This is a genomic window from Bradyrhizobium sp. CCBAU 53421, from assembly GCF_015291625.1.
In the GTDB taxonomy this organism is placed as follows: Bacteria; Pseudomonadota; Alphaproteobacteria; order Rhizobiales; family Xanthobacteraceae; genus Bradyrhizobium.
On the sequence record NZ_CP030047.1, the window covers coordinates 2,586,259 to 2,604,625 of the forward strand.

15 protein-coding genes are annotated in these 18,367 nt (G+C 64.2%); 10 read left to right on the plus strand and 5 right to left on the minus strand.

Annotation, left to right across the window (positions count from 1 at the left end):
- Window positions 1-14 precede the first annotated feature (14 nt).
- Window positions 15-1,568 carry an MFS transporter gene (locus tag XH92_RS12225; protein ID WP_210345580.1) on the plus strand — a complete coding sequence of 518 codons (1,554 nt, stop codon included), beginning with the start codon at window positions 15-17 and terminating at the stop codon, window positions 1,566-1,568.
- Window positions 1,569-1,615: 47 nt separating this feature from the next.
- On the opposite strand, the gene XH92_RS12230 is transcribed toward XH92_RS12225, so the two are convergent.
- Window positions 1,616-2,821 carry an ABC transporter substrate-binding protein gene (locus tag XH92_RS12230; RefSeq protein WP_194459429.1) on the minus strand — a complete coding sequence of 402 codons (1,206 nt, stop codon included), beginning with the start codon at window positions 2,819-2,821 and terminating at the stop codon, window positions 1,616-1,618.
- A 189-nt stretch (window positions 2,822-3,010) separates the two neighbouring features.
- Between XH92_RS12230 and XH92_RS12235 the strand changes: the two genes are divergently transcribed.
- Together XH92_RS12235 and XH92_RS12240 are read left to right on the plus strand one after the other, a co-directional pair.
- A complete protein-coding gene (locus XH92_RS12235) occupies window positions 3,011-3,670 on the plus strand; it encodes a helix-turn-helix domain-containing protein (protein WP_194459430.1) in 660 nt (219 codons plus the stop codon).
- A gap of 3 nt (window positions 3,671-3,673) precedes the next feature.
- Window positions 3,674-4,111 (plus strand): cupin domain-containing protein, encoded by a 438-nt coding sequence (locus XH92_RS12240; RefSeq protein WP_194459431.1) that lies wholly within the window; start codon window positions 3,674-3,676, stop codon window positions 4,109-4,111.
- A 189-nt stretch (window positions 4,112-4,300) separates the two neighbouring features.
- On the opposite strand, the gene XH92_RS12245 is transcribed toward XH92_RS12240, so the two are convergent.
- A complete protein-coding gene (locus tag XH92_RS12245) occupies window positions 4,301-5,917 on the minus strand; it encodes an AMP-binding protein (protein WP_194459432.1) in 1,617 nt (538 codons plus the stop codon).
- Between the two features lie 199 nt (window positions 5,918-6,116).
- Here XH92_RS12245 and XH92_RS12250 point away from each other — a divergent pair, with 199 nt between their 5' ends.
- The 5 genes from XH92_RS12250 to XH92_RS12270 all read left to right on the plus strand — a co-directional run bounded on the left by XH92_RS12250 (window position 6,117) and on the right by XH92_RS12270 (window position 12,135).
- On the plus strand, window positions 6,117-6,695 hold the full coding sequence (locus tag XH92_RS12250; protein ID WP_246788381.1) for a GNAT family N-acetyltransferase: 579 nt from the start codon (window positions 6,117-6,119) through the stop codon (window positions 6,693-6,695).
- Window positions 6,696-6,940: 245 nt separating this feature from the next.
- On the plus strand, window positions 6,941-8,290 hold the full coding sequence (locus tag XH92_RS12255) for a DUF3100 domain-containing protein (RefSeq protein ID WP_194459434.1): 1,350 nt from the start codon (window positions 6,941-6,943) through the stop codon (window positions 8,288-8,290).
- 23 nt (window positions 8,291-8,313) lie between these two features.
- Window positions 8,314-9,483 (plus strand): M20 aminoacylase family protein, encoded by a 1,170-nt coding sequence (locus XH92_RS12260; RefSeq protein WP_194459435.1) that lies wholly within the window; start codon window positions 8,314-8,316, stop codon window positions 9,481-9,483.
- Window positions 9,480-10,880: an L-serine ammonia-lyase gene (locus XH92_RS12265; RefSeq protein ID WP_194461232.1), complete on the plus strand. Its 1,401-nt coding sequence runs from the start codon at window positions 9,480-9,482 to the stop codon at window positions 10,878-10,880. Before XH92_RS12260 ends, XH92_RS12265 begins: the two co-directional genes overlap by 4 nt.
- Before the next feature lie 181 nt (window positions 10,881-11,061).
- Window positions 11,062-12,135: an AraC family transcriptional regulator gene (locus XH92_RS12270; RefSeq protein ID WP_194459436.1), complete on the plus strand. Its 1,074-nt coding sequence runs from the start codon at window positions 11,062-11,064 to the stop codon at window positions 12,133-12,135.
- 338 nt (window positions 12,136-12,473) lie between these two features.
- Here XH92_RS12270 and XH92_RS12275 read toward each other — a convergent pair whose 3' ends face one another.
- From XH92_RS12275 to XH92_RS12285, 3 genes are all read right to left on the minus strand, one after another.
- Window positions 12,474-13,673, minus strand: a complete 1,200-nt coding sequence (locus tag XH92_RS12275) for a CaiB/BaiF CoA-transferase family protein (protein ID WP_194459437.1) — start codon at window positions 13,671-13,673, stop codon at window positions 12,474-12,476.
- 117 nt (window positions 13,674-13,790) lie between these two features.
- Window positions 13,791-14,765, minus strand: a complete 975-nt coding sequence (locus XH92_RS12280) for a 3-hydroxyacyl-CoA dehydrogenase NAD-binding domain-containing protein (protein ID WP_194459438.1) — start codon at window positions 14,763-14,765, stop codon at window positions 13,791-13,793.
- 21 nt (window positions 14,766-14,786) lie between these two features.
- Window positions 14,787-15,545, minus strand: a complete 759-nt coding sequence (locus tag XH92_RS12285) for an acetoacetate decarboxylase (protein WP_194459439.1) — start codon at window positions 15,543-15,545, stop codon at window positions 14,787-14,789.
- Between the two features lie 225 nt (window positions 15,546-15,770).
- Here XH92_RS12285 and XH92_RS12295 point away from each other — a divergent pair, with 225 nt between their 5' ends.
- Window positions 15,771-16,877, plus strand: coding sequence for an AraC family transcriptional regulator (locus tag XH92_RS12295; protein ID WP_246788382.1), 1,107 nt, complete (start codon window positions 15,771-15,773; stop codon window positions 16,875-16,877).
- A 372-nt stretch (window positions 16,878-17,249) separates the two neighbouring features.
- Window positions 17,250-18,269 carry an AraC family transcriptional regulator gene (locus tag XH92_RS12300; protein WP_246788545.1) on the plus strand — a complete coding sequence of 340 codons (1,020 nt, stop codon included), beginning with the start codon at window positions 17,250-17,252 and terminating at the stop codon, window positions 18,267-18,269.
- Window positions 18,270-18,367 lie beyond the last annotated feature (98 nt).

Here is an 18,367-nt window from a genome sequence, read left to right on the forward strand (position 1 = left end):
GCGCGACTTCCGCAATGACCGCCGAAGAGAAAAAGGTCGTATTGGCGTCGTCCTTCGGCGCGCTTCTCGAGTGGTACGACTTCTACATCTACGCGGCTCTTGCAGTTCAGCTCGGACACCTCTTCTTTCCGAAGGGCAATGAGACGGCGGCGTTCCTCGCAAGCCTCGCAACGTTTGGTGCCGGTTTCCTCATTCGCCCGATCGGCGCGCTGTTCTTCGGTCGCCTCGGAGACATGGTCGGACGCAAGAAGACGTTTCTGGTGACCATTATCCTGATGGGCGTCGCCACGGTCGGCGTGGGGCTGCTTCCGACCTACGATCAGATCGGAATTGCTGCGACATACGGGCTCGTGCTTTGCCGCTTGCTGCAAGGCCTGGCGCTCGGCGGCGAAGTTGGCGGAGCCGTGACCTATGTCGCGGAGCACTCGCCGGTGAACCGGCGTGGAGCATACACCAGCTCACTTCAGACCACCGCGACGCTTGGGCTTCTGAGTTCCATCATTGTCGTGTTCGGGCTGAAGCTCATTCTTTCCGATACGCAGTTCCACGCTTGGGGCTGGCGCCTGCCATTCGTGCTGTCGCTGCTCTTGCTTGTCGTGTCGGTCTACTTTCGGGCGAAGCTGCACGAGTCACCTACGTTCCAGAGAATGAAGGCCGCGGGCGCAACGTCCAAGGCGCCGGTCACGGAGAGCTTTACGCGCGCGGCAAACCTCAAATACGTCGTTCTGTTGTTCGTCGTTGCTGCAGGTCTTGGCGCGATCTTCGGCACCGGGCATTTCTATTCGATGTTCTTCCTCAACAAGACCCTGAAAGTGCCGATGGACGACGTACAGCTGCTGATCGGGCCCGCCCTGGTGGTGGTCACGCCGCTCTATGTCTTCTTCGGTTGGTTGTCCGATCGCATCGGCCGCAAGCCCATCATGGCGTTGGCTTGCCTGCTGGCGGCTGTCACCATCCAGCCGATCTTCAAAGGCTTGACCCACTATGCAAATCCGGCCCTGGAGCGCTTCCTCGAGCGCACCGACATTGTCGTCACGGCGCGCGACTGCCATTTCCGTCTGTTTGTCGAGGCCACCACGGAATGCGACAAGGTCACCGGATTTCTGACAGATCTTGGCGTCCAGTATCGATCGGAGCAGGCAGCTCCGGGCGCACCGACCACGGTCAGAATCGCGGGACGGGTCGTCGAGGGGGTCAACCCCGACAGCCTCAAGCAGGCGTTGGTCTCAGCGGGGTGGCCGTCGTCCGCGGATCTTTCGAAGATCAATCGCCCCGCGGTATTCGGGCTCCTGTTCGTGCTCGTGCTCTATCTGGCGATGGTATACGGCCCGATGGCAGCCTTCATGGTCGAGCTGTTTCCGGCGCGCATTCGATATACCTCGCTCTCGTTTCCGTTCCATGTGGGCGCCGGCTGGGTCGGAGGTATGCTGTCCTTCGTCGTCTCGGCGATGAATGTGTATTCCGGCAATCCGTACTTCGGATTGTGGTATCCAGTGATCGTGTCCGGCTTCGCATTCGTCGTCGCGATCTGTTTCGTGCCGGAGACACGCGGTCGTCCGTTGGATTGAATCCACGATTGGCGGACGGTGGTGTCGGCCACCGTCCGCCGGCGTCGCTATTGCGAGACCAACTCACAGCCACCCTCGCCGAGCGGGCGGAATGCCTGCTCGGCGGGAATCGTCGCGACGATATTGTAGTAGTCCCAACGTCGGCTCGAGGCCGCCGGTGTCTTGACGCGCGCCAGGTACATGTCGTGCACGAACTGGCCGTCCGCACGGACCGTGCCGCGCGCAAACGCGTCGGCAACCGGCAATTCGCGTATCTTGGCTGCGACGGCGAGGCCATCGTCGGAATTTGCGGCCTGCACCGCACGCAAATAGTGACGGACGGCGGAATAGACGCCGGCCTGGGTCATGGTCGGCATCCGCCCAACCTTCTCAAAGAACTTGTTGGCCCACGCCCGCGACTCGGCATCGCGGTCCCAGTAGTATGCGGTGACGAACTGCAGGTTCTGCGCGGAGGCAAGACCCATCGCGTCGACGTCGGTGAGGAATACGGTCGGTGCCACCAAGGCCTGCCCGCGGGTGATGCCGAACTCGGCCGCCTGCTTCACCGAGTTGGTCATGTCGGCGCCGGCGTTGGCCAGCGCGATCACCTTGGCGCCGGACGCCTGCGCCTGCAGCAGCACCGAACTGAAGTCGGCGGTGTTGAGCGGGTGGCGCACCTCGCCGATCACCTTGCCGCCGCCGTTCTCGACCGCGCGGCGCATGTCGGCGGCGAAGGCGTGGCCGAACGAATAGTCCACCGTGATCAGGAACCAGCTGTCGAGCTTCTGCGCCGTGAGCACCCGCGCGAGGCCGTAGCCGTTGGTATAGCTGGTGTAGACCCACTGGAACGAGGTCCGGGTGCAGGCCTTGCCGGTGAAGTCCGAGGAGGCCGACGCGTTGAGCACGATCTTGTTGCGCTCCTTGGCGAGAGCGGTCACCGCGAAGCCGACGCCTGAATTGGAAATGTCAGCGATGGCATCGACCTTCTCCGTGTCGAACCAGCGCCGCACGATGCCAAGCCCGATGTCCGGCTTGTTCTGATGATCGGCCGAGACGATCTCGACCGGCACGCCGCCGATGCTGTTGCCGAACTCCTCCGCCGCCATCTTCGCTGCGACCACCGAGCCTTCGCCGCCGAGGTCGGCATAGGCGCCGGAGCGGTCGTTGAGGACTCCGATGCGGATCACATCGTCGGACATTCCCGCGTGCGCGACGTGAATGTGCAGCAACGTCGCGGTCATCGCCGCGCATAAGGTCCTGAGAGTCGTTGTCATGGTCGGGTGCTCCTCCGGAGGTCGCGTTGTTTGCCGTTTGGTTTTGTTGCGTGATACGCAATTCGCTTGCGTGCCGATGTGGAGAACCCTTGGGATTCCCCCCCCCAGCCTCAACATCAGGTGCAGCGAAAATTGCGTGTATAGCAATTTTTATTGACAGGGAAGCAAATTCGAGAGAGGGTCGGAGCAATGAAAACGCAGGACGAGACGCTGGCGAGGCTTGGAGCACGCATTCGCTCGCTGCGGGAGGAGCGTGGCATGAAGCTGAAGGAGCTGGCCGACACCACCGGGCTGTCCGCCGCCTTCGTGTCGCGCCTCGAGCGCGGTCAGGTGTCGAGCTCCGTTGCCAATCTGATTCAGATCGCGCAGGCGCTCGACATTGGCGTCAGCGAATTGTTCGCCGCGCCGCAGGACCAATCGCGCAGCCACGTCACGCTGCATCGCCACGGCGACGATGGTGAAGACCAGAGCATCCCGAGCACCGGCTATCGCTGGCGATTGTTCGCAGGCGGCATGCCGAACGACGATCTGGAGGTGTTCCACCTCTCGTTCCCGCGCAAGAACCGGATGGATCTGATGGTGTCGCATCCAGGGCAGGAATACTGCTACGTGATCAGCGGTCGCATCCGCTTCCACGTCGGCGCCGAGGTGTTCGATCTTTCGCCCGGTGAAGGCATCTTCCTCAATTCCGAGCTGCCGCATCGCGCCGACAACATCGGCGAGGACGAAGCGCGCATCCTGATGGTGGTCGCGAAGTCGCCGCAGAAGGTCGAGCATTTCGACTGGTGGCGCGTGCCGAGCGCCGCCGTCCCGCCCCGATCACCCAAGAGCAAGCCCCAAGGAGACTGATCCATGCAGACCGCAACCGCGACCGGCAGGCACCTGCCGTATGAGGCGAAGCACATCGACGATGTCGAGTGGGAGACCATCCGCTGGCCAGGCGAGACCGGCAAGATGCTGTTCCACCCGCGGCCGGAGCGGCCGACCGAGCCGAACGCGGGCATCCTGCGGCTGGAGCCGGGCGCGCATCATCCGATCCACAATCACGAGTTCGCGCAGGTCTGGTACATCCTGAGCGGCGAATTCCGGATCGACGACAATGTCTACTCGCCGGGCACGATGATCTTTCATCCCGACCCGCATTTCGAAGGCAAGTTCGAGACCGTGACCGGCGGCGATATCCTGATCGTGCAGTATCCCGGTCCGACCACCGGCGGGCGGCCGATCTATGCGGGACGCTTCAACATGGAGCAGCGTCGCGACATTGCCGAAGAACGCACCGATCTCTGATCTCTACAATGGCGCGGCGATCGCGGACAAGCTGCCGCGGCTGAGGCAGGCGCTCGGTCTGACCGATAGCGCCGACATCGCCGCGTTCTTCGATGCTCTCAATGCCGAGCTCAATCTGCCGCGCGGCCTGCGCGCCATGGGCGATCGGGATTTCCGACCGGCGCCATCGGCCGTTCGGGCAGCTCTGCGTCAGTCCTTGAGCAGCCGCCGCAACAGCTTGCCGGCCGGTGAACGCGGCAACTCGGTCACGAAGCTGACATCGCGCGGCACCTTGTAGGGCGCCATGTTCTGGCGCGCCCATGCCGCGAGCCGGGCGGTGTCCAGTTCGGCACGCGGCGCCAGCACGATGAAGGCCTTGACCACTTCGCCCTTCGTTGCGTCGGGCACGCCGATCACGGCCGACGCCGCCACGTCGGGATGCTTGTTCAGAATCGATTCGACCTCCTCCGGGAAGACGCTGTAGCCGGAGACCTTGATCATCTCCTTGAAGCGTCCCATGAAGGTCAGATAGCCGTCGGCATCGAGGCGGCCCATGTCGCCGGTGTGCAGCCAGCCATTGCGCAGCGCTTCCGCGGTCGCATCGGGACGATTGCGGTAGCCCTTGAACACCCCCGGGCCACGGATCACGATTTCGCCCGTGGCGCCGGCCGGCGTGTCCGCGCCGGAGTCAGGATCGACGATCCGGATCTCGTTGCCGGGCACCGGCCTGCCATGGGTGCCCCAGCGGATTGCGTTGCGCGGCATGAAGGTATCGACCGTGTGGGTCTCGGTCAGCCCGTACGCCGCCTCGAAACTTTCGCAGTTCGCCGCGACCGCCTGCCATTGCCTGGCAAGCGCTTCGGTCCAGTCGATGCCGAAGCTGGTCACGGGATTGACGCGGAGGCTCCCCAACCTGAAGTCGGAAATGTTCGGGAGCTGCGTGACCGCGACGTTCATCGGCGCGACGCTGTACCACCAGCTCACCTGATAGCGGTCGATCGCCTGTGCCGTCACGAGCGGGTCGAACCGGTACAGCAGCACGGACGTCGCGCCGGCGTAGACCGGTGCATTCACGCCCATCACCATGCCCGCAATGTGATAAAGCGGCGCGATCGAGAGCAGGACGTCGTCGGTGCCGATCCCGTTGCAGTTCACGGTCGCAGCCGTCTTGAAGATGACGTTGCGATAGGACAGCATCGCCCCCTTGGGCCGGCCCGTGCTGCCCGAGGTGTAGATCATCAGCGCCGTGTCGTTCATGTCGATCGCGACATCGCGGGGCGATGCACCGCTTGCAACGACGGAGAGGAAGTCCTCGACCTCGCCGGCCGTACTGGCCGGTCGGGAGCCGGATGCGAGCAGTTCGTCCGGAACGCCGATCGGCGGCTGCTCGGGCAGCAGGTCCGGGTAGCGGACCACGAAGACATGCTCGAGCTTGGTCTTGTCACGGACCTGATCCACGATCGGCAATAGCGGTTCGGCCGCGACGATCACGCGCGCGCCGAGATCGTCGAGTTGGTAGGCGAGCTCGTGCTCCTTGTTCAGCGCCCCGCAGGGCGAGGCGATGGCGCCGATCTTCTGGATGCCGTATTGCGCCATCAGGTATTGCGGACAGTTGTTCATGAACAGTGCGACCGGCTCGCCCTTGGCAACGCCGAGCTGCTGCAGGCGCGCCGCAAATGCGTCCCTCGCACGATCGAGCTCGAGAAACGTGACGGCACGGCCATACCAGATGCAAGCCGGTTTTTCCGGCCGCTCGCGGGCATGGCTGCGAAGCATCTCGTGAAGCGGGCGTTCGTGGCCGTCCCTGGAAGCGTTTGTATTGGTCATTGGCAACAGGCTCTTGTGCTCATCGTGGTTCGGAAAGGTGCAAACAGGCCGTCTCAGGGGTTATATTCGGACATCGGTGCGCTCGGCTTGCTTGATCTGGCTCCCGCGTGCAGGACTGCTGGAAGAAACGCTGCGGACCCCGATTGCGGCGAAGTCCGGATTTCTGATTGAGCGAGTGATCTGCATGAGGAACATCAAGATGCGATTCTATCCGCGTCGCGTCAACTTCGAGAGCGGGGACGTCGAGTTTCGGTTGATGGGGCCTGCCGACGAGGCCGCCGTCCTGAAATTTGCCAACGCGCTTGCCGTGCATGACATGCTTTTCCTGCCGCGGAATATCCGTGAACCGAAGGTGCTCTCGGCATGGATCAAGGAGATCGAGCGCGGCTCGATCGTCAGCCTGCTGGTGGTCAAGGACGACATCGTGGTGGGGTGCGGCACGATCGTGCGGGACCCGATGTCGTGGTCAGCCCATGTCGGCGAGATCAGGACCGTGATCTCCTCGCACGTGCGCGGCACCGGCATCGGACGGGCACTTTCCAATGAGGCCTTTGACCTCGCGCTGTCGATGGGCCTGGAACGCCTGACCGTGCAGATGACATCGGACCAGACCCGCGCGATCGCGATTTTCGAGGCACTCGGCTTCCGCGCCGAGGCGCTGTTGCGTGATCAGGTAAAGGACCTTCAGGGCAAGACGCACGACATCGTCGTGCTCGGCGTCAATGTGGCGGACGTGCAGAAGCTCGAACCGGGCGGGGCGCCCGGCGCGATCGAGTAGCACGGGGCACTATCCGAGGAACGGCTTCGCCATCCTCGCGCCGCTCGCATCCATGACGGCAACGATCGCGGTCAAGCCGGCTTTCGCCGGCCGGATATTCGTTCGGCCAATGTTGCAAAAAATGCAACAAAAACGGGATACCACGATCATTGATGCAAGGCGCCTTCTCCCCGATGCTGCACGGGCAAGTTGGTTCACCGTTCACCGCATTGCCTCGCAATCATTTTCTGGAGGTGTCCAGCACCATGACGTCGACCTCTTCTCCTTCCGCAGACCTTCCCGCCAAGGCGGTCGATCCCGCGGCTACCGGCAAGCTCACGCTGTTGGTTGCCGTTCTGATTATCGTTGCCGTCGCCGAGACGGTCGGGATCGTCCAGTTCCAGATCGGGCCGGGCAAGGTGCTGCTTCAGCCGATGGTGTGGGCGCTGCTGATCGCGGCCGCCTGGGGCCTCTCGGCACGCTTTCTGCCTGCCGCCGCGCGGATCGGGCCAGGCTTGCAGACCTACGCGGGACAATTGCTCAACGCAGGTCTGCTGCTCTTTGTAATCAAGATGGCCTTCACGGTCGGCGGCGCGCTGCCGGAGGTGCAGAAGGCCGGCTGGGCGCTGATCTTCCAGGAGCTCGGGCACACCTTCGGCACGCTGGTGCTTGGCCTGCCGATCGCGCTCCTGCTTGGGGTCAAGCGCGAAGCGGTCGGCGCGACCTTCTCGATCGGCCGTGAAGGCAACATGGTGATCATCGGCGAGAAATACGGCATGAACTCCGCCGAGGGGCGCGGTGTGCTGGCCGAGTACATCACGGGCACCGTGCTCGGCGCGCTCTTCATCGCGCTGCTGGCCGGCTTTGTCGCCAGCCTGCACATCTTCGATCCGCGGTCGCTTGCGATGGGCGCAGGCGTCGGCTCGGGCAGCATGATGGCGGCCGCGATAGGCACCATCAACGGCCACAATCCGCCCGAGATGGCGAAGGAGCTTATTGCGATCGCCTCGGCGGCGAACCTGATGACCGCCGTCCTCGGCTTCTATTTCGCCCTGTTCTTCTCGCTGCCGGTGTGCTCCTGGCTGTATGACAGGCTGGAGCCGGTGCTCGGCCGGTTCTCGAACTTCGCGTCGGGCGACCTCGGGCCCTCGATCGCCAGCGCCGCCGAGACCAAGCACGGCACGTTCGGTTTCTCCGACTCGCTGCTCGCCTGGATCACCGTCGCGGGCGGCGTCCTGATCGGAAATTCGCTCACCTACAAGGTTCCGCTGCTGGAATCGGGGGCGGGTCTCCTGGTCGTGCTCGCGGTCGTGCTGCTGGTCGACGTCCTTGCCCGTCTGCTGTCGAAAGTGCCGCACATTCTCATCCTTGTCGTGGTCACCACTGTGCTCGGCATTCCCGGCCTGCTGCCGTTCTCGAGCGCGATGATCGGCTCGGTCGACAAGCTGAACTTCCTCGCTTTCACGACGCCCGTGCTGACGCTCGCCGGCTTCTCGGTCGCCAAGGATCTTCCGATCTTCAGGAGGCTGAGCTGGCGTATCGTGGTGGTCTCGCTGACCGCCGCCGCGGGCACGTTCCTCGGCGCGACATTGATCGCAGAATTTTTCCATCGCTAGCCAACGGACAGGTGAGCCTACGCATGTCAAAGGAATATGGAATCGCCGACGATATCTGTGCCCGGATGCTGGATTGGCGTCACGACATCCATGCCAACCCGGAAACCGCGTTCCAAGAGCACCGCACCGCCCAGCTCGTCGCCGATGCGCTGATGGAGATGCAGATTCCGGTCCACCGCGGCCTCGGCGGCACCGGCGTGGTCGGAACGCTAACGAACGGCGAAGGCCCGACGATCGCGCTGCGCGCCGACATGGACGCGCTCGATCTCCAGGAACTCGGGGACCGCACCCACAAGTCGACCCGTGCCGGCAAGATGCACGGCTGTGGCCATGATGGCCACACCACAATGCTGCTTGGCGCTGCCGTGCAGCTCGCCCGTCACCGGCCGTTCCGCGGCACCGTCCATTTCGTTTTCCAGCCTGCGGAGGAGAATGAAGGCGGCGGCAAGAAGATGGTCGAGGAGGGGCTATTCAAGTTGTTTCCCGCCGATGCGGTCTACGGGATGCACAACATCCCGAATATCCCGCGCGGGAAATTCGCGATCCGGACCGGCATTGCGACGGCCTTTCTCGATACTTTCGAGATCGTGGTGACCGGAAGCGGTTGCCATGCCGCGACGCCGGAAAAGGGCATCGACTCGGTCCTGGTGTCGGCCGATCTCGTCTCCGCGCTGCAGGGCATCGTGAGCCGCCGCATCGGTGCAATGGACGCCGCTGTCGTGAGCGTCACCCAGATCCATGGCGGCGACACCTGGAACGTGGTGCCCGAAACCGTTACACTGCGCGGCACAGTCAGAACGCTGGACGCCGAGATACAGAATCAGGTCGAGGCCGCCATGAAGCAGGTCTGCGCCGGCGTGGCGCAAAGTCATGGTGCGAAGATCGATCTGAGCTACATGCGAGGTTATCCGGGAGTGATCAACACACCCGCCGAAACGAATGCCGCGGCGTCGGCCGCCGCAAATCTCGTCGGCGTTGAACAGGTGCAAACCGACATCAAGCCGGCGATGGGATCGGAGGACTTTGCGTTCATGCTGCAGGAGTGCCCGGGTGCCTATATCTGCATCGGCGCGGGCGAGACCGCCAATGATCCGCCGCTGCACAACCCGTACTATGATTTCAATGACGCCATCCTGCCGCTGGGCGCCGCGTATTGGGTCGAGCTCGTCAAGCAACAATTGCCTGCTGCCTGATGCTTTCGGTCTTCGACATATTCAAGATCGGCATCGGCCCCTCGAGTTCGCACACGGTGGGGCCGATGCGTGCGGCCGGGCAATTCGTCCGCGCGCTCGAGCGCGACGGCCTGCTTTCCAGGACGGTGCAGATACGCGCCGATCTCTATGGCTCGCTGGGCGCGACCGGGCGAGGGCATGCGACCGATCTCGGCGTGATCCTCGGCCTGCTCGGCGAAAAGCCCGATACGGTCGATCCGGCCCAGGTGGCGCCGCAGCTTGCGGACATCCGGCGCTCCGGCGAGCTGCGGCTGCTCAATGTTCATCCGGTCCCGTTCCGGCGCGGGCGCGATATCGTGTTCAAGCCCGACAGCGCACTACCGGAACATCCCAATGGAATCTGCCTCGTGGCGTTCGCGGCCGACGGCGGTCTGCTGGCGGAACGCTATTACTTCTCGGTCGGCGGCGGATTCGTGATCGAGCGTGGCCTTGGCGACGTGGCTGGCGGCGCAAGCGCCGAGCTCCCGGTCTGGCCGTATCCGTTCGGCACCGGCGCCGAGCTGGTTGCACGCGCGCAGTCGAGCGGCCGCTCGATCGCCGAGATGGTGCTGGCCAATGAGTGCGTTCATCGCACCGACGCAGACGTCCGTGCCGGCCTCCTGAAGATCTGGGAGACGATGAAGCAATGCGTCGACCGCGGCTTCGGCATCGACAATACCGGCGCGGCCGAACCGTTGCCCGGGCCGCTGAGCATTCGCCGTCGCGCACCGGCGCTCTACCGCGAACTGTCGGCCCGCAACAGCGACACCGAGAGCGTCGATCCGCTGGCGGCGATGGACTGGGTCAACGCCTTCGCGATGGCGGTGAATGAGGAGAATGCGGCGCGTGGACGGATCGTGACCGCTCCGACCAACGGCGCGGCCGGCGTGATCCCGGCGGTGCTGCACTACTACGTCAAGTTCTGTCCGGGCGCGACCGACGACGGCGTCGTGACGTTCCTGCTCACCGCGGCTGCGATCGGCATGCTCTACAAGGCGAATGCATCGATCTCCGGCGCTGAAGTTGGCTGTCAGGGCGAGGTCGGCGTGGCCTGTTCGATGGCCGCAGGCGGCCTGACGGCCGTGCTCGGCGGTGCCCCTGCCCAGGTCGAGAACGCTGCCGAGATCGGGATGGAGCACAATCTCGGTCTCACTTGCGATCCCGTTGGGGGCCTGGTGCAGATCCCTTGCATCGAGCGCAACGCGATGGGCGCCGTCAAGGCCATCAACGCCGCCCGAATGGCGCTGCGTGGTGATGGCAAGCACTATGTATCGCTTGATGCCGTCATCAAGACGATGCTGCAGACCGGCGAGGACATGAAGTCCAAATACAAGGAGACCTCGCAGGGCGGGCTCGCGGTGAACGTCGTGGAGTGCTGACCAGAAGCACGGCTGCCGGCGAAACACCGCGTTAACGAATTCGGCATGCTTGGATCCGATCCGCGCGCTGTCCCAAGACTGGAGATCCAAGGCTGGGGATAGGGGAAGCCGGCCGGCTGCTGCCGGCATTGCGAATGATTTCGATTTGAGCAAGACTTTGGGTCCAAGGAGGAAGACGACCATGAGCGCTGGAAGGCGCCTGCGCGACGCCGTGCCGGAATGTCAATTGCCGCCGGACTTCGACCAGCATGTATATTCGGCGCAGTTGATTGCTGCCATCATCGCCGAGCTCGGCAGGCAACAGGTTCGATCGTCCGTGGCGCTGGCGGGCACCGGCTTGACCGAGGATCAACTCGAAGCTCACACCACGCGTATCTCGTACCGGCAGATCGACATCGTGGTTCGCAATGCATTGCGGCTGTCGAACGAACCGACGGTTGCACTCCGCGCCGGACAGCGCATGCGCGTGACCGCGCACGGAATGTACGGATACGCCTTGCTGAGCAGCGCGACCTATGACGATGCGCGCGCCTTCGCCAATCGATACCTTCGGGTCGTCGGTCCGCTGTGCGATGCGAAATACTCGTATGACGGCGCGGCGGTCGTCTGCGCATTCGAGCCGTTGCATTGGCCGAATCCGACGCAGGACGTGCATCGCTTCGCGGCCGAGTTCGCCCTGTCGTCGCATTTGACGACGATGAAGGACCTGGCGGGCGAGTCGTTCCGGTTCTCGCAGATTTCCCTAGCCTATGGCGAACCGGCGCATGCCGGCGCCTACCAGATGATCTTCGACTGCCCGGTCCTGTTTCGCCAGCGCGGCAACGAGTACAGGTACCACCTGTCTCAGGCCGACGGTCCGGTGGCGCTGGCGGATTCCCGCACCCACGGAATGGCGCGCGAGATGTGCGAGCAGGTGCTGTCCGAGGTCAATCATGCGGGCGGGATCGCTGCCGATGTCCGGCGGGTCCTGATTGAGCAGCCCGGCAGATATCCGAACATCGAGGCGATCGCCGAGCGGCTGTCGATGCATCCGCGTGCCCTGCGGCGGAGGCTCGAAGCCGAAGATACATCGTATCGTGAACTGCTCGCCGAGGTGCGGACGCGGCTTGCGATCGAATATCTGCGCAAGACCGCGATGACCAACGAGGAGATCGCGAACCGGCTCGGCTATAGCGACGCCGCCAACTTCCGGCATGCCTTCATCCGCTGGACCGGCAAGAGCCCATCCGATTTCCGGGTCTCTTCGCCGATGTGAAGACCGTGCGGGCGGCGCAGCGCTGCACTTGACCGCTCGTTACTCGACGCTGTCCATAAGTCACCTCCGAACCGGCCTCGTCGAACCTCCTCGCGGTCGAACTCCATGCATAGATTGGCCATCGACGGCAAATGCGATGGCTCGTCAGGGAGTTGGAAGCGTGTCGGGCGCTGATCGCTTCTGCTCGGGGGCGTCCTCCGAACCTCAGCTGCGCCGCACCGCCGCTGTGGTGCCCCCCGGTTCGGGCGCCTCGAGACTGGCCGCGCCTCTCATCCGAGGGCGCGGCCTTTTCTCGTGCGCGCGGTGAAGGCGGCCGGCGTCGCCTAGCGGTCAGCGTATCATGCCAGGATCTTGCTTTCGCGCATCCCGGCGATGGCCGCGTCATCGTAACCGGCCTCGCGCAGGATCTGCGTGCTGTGCTCGCCGACCGCGGGCGCCTTGCGCGGCTTTACCTTGGTCGCACCGTCGACAAAGAACGGGCTGTCGATCGTCAGCATCTCGTCGTTCTCGAACGGCACCAGCACGCCGGCCGACAGCATTTGCCGGTCGGCGGACAGGTCGCTCATCTCGGCAACGCATTCAAAGACGATGCCTGCTTCATCGAGGCACGTACGCCATTCGTCCCGATCACGCGTCGCGAATGCCGCGTCGAACAGGGCGATCAGTTCCGCGGAACGGGCGAACCGATCGGCCTGCTTGGCAAAGCGCGGATCGGTGAGCAGGTCGTCGAGGCCGAGGCATTTCGCCACGGTCGGAAAGTCGCGCTGCTCGTTGACGATCGCGAGCAGCAGCCAGCGGCCGTCGCGGCAGCGATAGTAGCAGCCGAGCGCATTGAACAGATTTTCGCGCGGCGGCCGCGGCGTGAACGTCGCCCCGCACAACGCCGCTTGCGCCATGATGCCGTTCGACCAGACGCCGTTGGCGAGCAGCGAGGAGCCGACCTGGGTGCCGCGTCCCGTGCGCTCCCGCTGATATAGCGCCACCGCGACGGCCGCGAACAGCGAAACGCCCGACGGGTGATCGCCCATGCCGGCCAGCGCCCGCGCCGGCGGCGTGCTGGCGTCGCTCCGCACCATGTCCATCAGGCCTGAGCGCGCCCAGTAAGCCGTGACATCGAAACCCGGCTTTCCCGCCTCGTCGCCGGTCTCGCCATAGCCGGTGAACGAGGCGTAGATCAGCCGATCATTCGCCACGGCAAGCCGATCGTAGCTGATCGCGAGCTTCCTGCGTACTGCGAGCGGATAGTTGGTGATGAAGACATCGGCGGAGGAAGCGAGGCGATGCAGCACCGCCTGGCCCTCGGGCTTTGAGAGATCGAGCGCAAGGCCGCGCTTGTTGCGGTTATCGAGCAGCCAGCCATAGGGCTGATCGGATCTCGGCATGCCGGGCAGCTTCGGCACCTGACGGAACGCGTCGCCTGCGCCGGGCGGCTCGATCTTGATCACGTCGGCACCGAAGTCGCCGAGCAGCGTCGCGGCGGTTGGCGCGGCGATGAAGCTGCCGCAGTCGATGACCTTCAAACCTTCGAAGATGCTCATGTGAGTCCGTCTCCGCTTGATACCCCGGGGATCAGCTGTTGTTCGGCCAGATTGGCCTATTCCGGAACGTGGCGGCCGCCTGTGTCTGCGAGTGCGCGCAGCCCGGGGGCGAGCCGGTCATGTCCCGTTCCTGCCGTTGCGTGCCGCCAGCACGTGCAGCAGCGCCACCTGCGTGTCGTCGCGCTCGCGCTCCATCCGCGGGATCGGCGTCTTGCCGAACGATGCCGCGGCCTGGTCGATGATCCTGCGCTGCAGCGCCTCGTCGAGATCGACCTGCGGAATCACCTTGAATGACGCGGCCATGTTCTTGCCGAGATGCTGGAAGAACGACTCGAGCCCGTTCGGCCCGCCGCCCATGTGGAACGAGCTGAACGGTCCGTTCACGGCCCAGCGCAACCCGATCGAGCTGGTGACGATGTCGTCCAGCTCATCGACCGTGACGACGCCTTCCTGCACGAGATAGCAGGCCTCGCGCATGATCGCGCGCTGCAGCCGGTTGGCGACAAAGCCCTGGATTTCCTTCTTGAGCACGCGCGGCACCTTGCCGAGCGCCTCGTAGAACGCCACGGCGTCGGCGGTGGCCTCTGGATCGGTGCGTTCGCCGGGAACGACCTCGACCAGCGGGATCAGATGCGGCGGGTTGAACGGATGGCCGACCAGCAGCCGGCTTGCATCCTTCATCTCTTTCGCCTGCTCGGTGGCCGGCCGCGCCGAGCTCGACGACAGCAGCAATGCATGTTTCGGCACCGCTGCCTCGATCCGCGCCCAGAGCTGCTGCTTCCACTCGGGCTTCTCCGGGCCGTTCTCCTGCACGAGGTCGGCGCCGGCGACGGCGCGCGCAAGATCCGGCTCGAAGCGCAGGTTGCGCTCCAATCCCTCATGCGGCAGGCCGAGCTTCAGCAATGTCGGCGCGATCTTGATCAGGGCGTCCTTGACCGTGGCCTCGATGCCGGGCTGCGGATCGTTGATCACGACATTGAGGTCGTGCGCGAGGAACAGCGCCGCCCAGGAGGAGCCGATGACACCGGCCCCGATGACGCACACATTGCGATAGCGGTTGAGCGCCGCGGCGCGATCTGCGGATGATGGCATGGCTTCCTCCGACGTGCCCGCTTACCGCGGCTGATCGAGATAGTTGTGGCAGCGCTTGGCGCGGGACAGCGTCAAGTCGGTCATGATGTGGCTGCACGCGACGATCTCGCGCACCGGAAAGTCGGCCATCGGGGCCAATGCATGGGCGAACAGCTCCAGCCGGGCCGGGCCGGTCCAGGCACCCTTGACCGTGATGTCGGTGATCTCGGAGCGCAGCAGTTCGCAGATGCGCGGCTCGCCCGCCGGCTTCGGGCTGTCATAGGTCCAAAGGATCTTCAGCATGAACGTCGGTACGCAGATCTCGGCCTTTGCCTTTTCGAGATCCAGCGCGCGGTGCTTGTAACCCATCGTCGCGGTGGCTACACGCAGGCTGCCGTAATCCATGGTGCCGACCAGGGTGTCGGAATCGATATAGAGCTTCGGCTTGCCGATCACCTTGGGATAGCCGCTGATTTCGCGGCCCGACGCCAGCGCCGGCAGGTTATCGAGGTACATCGCGTGAAGGTACTCGCCCTTCTCGTCGCCGTAGCGCACCTGGACCGCCTGGCCGCATTCGGTGTAGTCGCCGAGACCGGAGGTGTCGGGCATCCGCATGATCTCCCAGCGGACCAGCGGATCATCGATCTCCAGCGGCTCGGGAACGACCGCGCGCAGCGCCTCGATGTCGGTGCGATACAGGATGTTGAGGTATTCGCGGTTGTTGAAGCGGAACGGCCCGCGGGGAAATGCCGGGGCACCGATTGGCGTCGTCAGCTGCTTGAGAACGTCTTCCCGTCGCATCCGCTCCTCCCTTGATAGCTTGTCGTGGCCCGTATGGGGCCTCCGGCTGCGTGCCGGTTGTCGAGCAAGGCATCGCGAGCCTAGCGATCTCGGGAAACGGAGAAAGGTGCGATTGGACCGCCGACCGGGTGACTTCCGGACGCGGATTGCGGGGCGCGCCGCGCGCGGATACGCGATTATTGCGTCGCGTGCGGGATCGGGCTTACGTTGGAGCGATCATCAATCGTGGAGCAGGAATGCGCGGAATGCCAGGGACATGCGGTTGCAATGACTAGGCAAGAGTCGCACCTACGCCAATCGCCGAGTCGAATGCTCCCCGGCTTCGCGCAGCGAATATTTCCGCCGCATTCGATCGCGGCCATCGCGGCCGAGCTTCGCGAGCAGGGCATTGATCCATCTGAGGTTCTGGAGGGTACCGGGCTCGTCATCGGCCAGCTCGAATCCCATACGACGCGTATATCGTATCGGCAGCTCGACACGGTGATCCGCAACGCGCTGCGGCTGGCAGGGGACCCGGCCATCGCGCTGCGCTCTGGAGCGCGAATGCATGTCACAGCCTATGGCATGTACGGATACGCGCTGCTGAGCAGTGCAACGCACGCGGAGGCGCGCGACTTCGCTGCGCGATACATCCGGGTGGTGGGTCCGTTCTGCGATTTCGGCCTGTCCTATGATCGTGAGACGGTGGTGGCGACGTTCCAGCCCATGCACTGGCCGAATCCGACCGAGAGTGTGCATCGCTTCGCGGTCGAGTTCGCGCTGGCCGCCCATCTGACGACGATTCGCGACCGCTCGGGTCAGGGCTTCGGCTTCTCGCGCGTGCTGCTCGACTATACGCCGCCGCCGTCCGCCGCGGCGTATCGTGATCTCTTCGGGTGCCCGATTCTGTTCAATCAGCATCATTGCGGATACGAATACGCGCGCAATGACGGCCCGCGGGCGCTGGCGAATCCGCGAACCCACGCCATGGCGCGGGAGATGTGCGAGGAGATCCTCGGCGAGGTGAACCGCGCCGGCGGTGTTGCCGCCGATATCCGCCGGATACTGATCGAGCGGCCGGGGCGTTATCCAAGCATCGAGGCGATCGCCGAGCAGCTCGATATCTATCCCCGCGCGCTGCGGCGCAGGCTCGAGGCAGAGGGAACCTCGTATCGCAGCTTGCTTTCCGAGGTGCGCATGCGGCTCGCGATCGAGTATCTGCGCAAGACGCGCATGACCAATGAGGAGATCGCAAGCCGCCTCGGCTACAGCGACGCAGCCAACTTCCGCCACGCCTTCTCGCGCTGGACCGGCAGAAATCCATCCGAATTCCGCGGCGAGGAGGGTCTTTGACCCCGAGATATCCAAGGGGAGCTTCGCCGGCTGTGTCCGTAGTTCACCGCCAAACTGGTTCAATCGAACCTTTTGTGCGGCCGAAGCGCGCGTAAGCTCAGCGCCGTGGTTGCGCTCGCGATCGCGTTCTCCCAACCTGGACCGCCCTCCCTCGGCGGTCTTTCTTTTGGCCGGTCTTGTCCGGAACTCACCTGCAAACGTGACCAATCGAACCTTCCGCTGCCCGGTCCGGCTGACTAGCCTCCCGGTAGCTTGCGGGGACCGGATTGCGGGACCTGAAGCAGGCGCGGAAGGCGGACGAGGACGCTCGTGTATCACCCGTCACCAAATCTCCTGCAGTGTCTCTATTCGCCGCAACGGATCGCTGCGGTTGTGGACGTCCTGGCCGAGGAGGGGATCTCGGCTTCGCGCGCGCTCGGCGCGACTAACTTGAGGCGTGCTGACCTCAGGGATTCGTCGGTGCGCGTCTCCTATCGGCAGGTCGAAACGGTCTTTCGCAATGCGATGCGGCTGTCGCGGGATCCGGCGGTTGCGTTTCGCGCTGGAGAACGAATGCATGTCATGGCTTACGGCATGTACGGCTATGCCATGCTGAGCAGCCCGACGCGGGCCGGAGTCATCGACTTTGCGGCCAAGTATGGTCGGATCCTCGGAACGGTCGCCGACATCGACTTCACCCGCAAGGGCGATACGGTGAGCTGTCTGCTCGAGCCCCTGCTTTCGCGCGATCCGGCCGATGATGTCTATCGGTTCGCGCTCGAGTTCGCCTTTGCGACCTATCAGACGCTGAGCCGCGATGTCTATGGCAGCTCGTTCCGCTTCTCGAAGCTGAGCGCCGCCTATGCGCCGCCGCCGCATGCCGGGACCTACGATCGCATTTTCCAGTGTCCGGTCGAATTCGGACAGCGCAGGAACGCGCTGGAATTCGACACAGCCTGGATCGACCGTCCGGCGGTCTGCCCCGACGAGATGACCAGGACGATGGCAGGTCGGATCTTTGATCAGCTTCTCGATCCTGTCACGCAAGACGACGGTCTTGCCGCCGACATCCGGCGACGGCTCGTCGAGCATCCCGGCCGCTTCCCGAGTATCGAGGCGATGGCGGCGGAGCTTGCAATCCATCCGCGGACGTTCCGCCGCAGGCTGCAGCTGCAGCGGAAAACCTACCGGCAGATCGTCTCCGAGGTCCGCATGCAGCTCGCGGTCGGTTATCTGCGCAACACGCAAATGACCAATGACGAGATCGCCGCGCGGCTTGACTACAGCGATGCGGCGAACTTCCGCCACGCCTTTGTCCGTTGGACCGGCAAGAGCCCGTCGGACTTCCGCGATGGCCGGGCGCCAGGCATCGCAGCAGGCGCGCAAGATTCATTGGCGGATGTCCCAAACTAACCGGTCAAGCGGGCCAATTGCACCTTTTACGGGTCTGACCTGCTCGATAGCGTTTTGAGACCAAGAAGATGCGCGGTTGCGTGATCGGGGTCTGCATG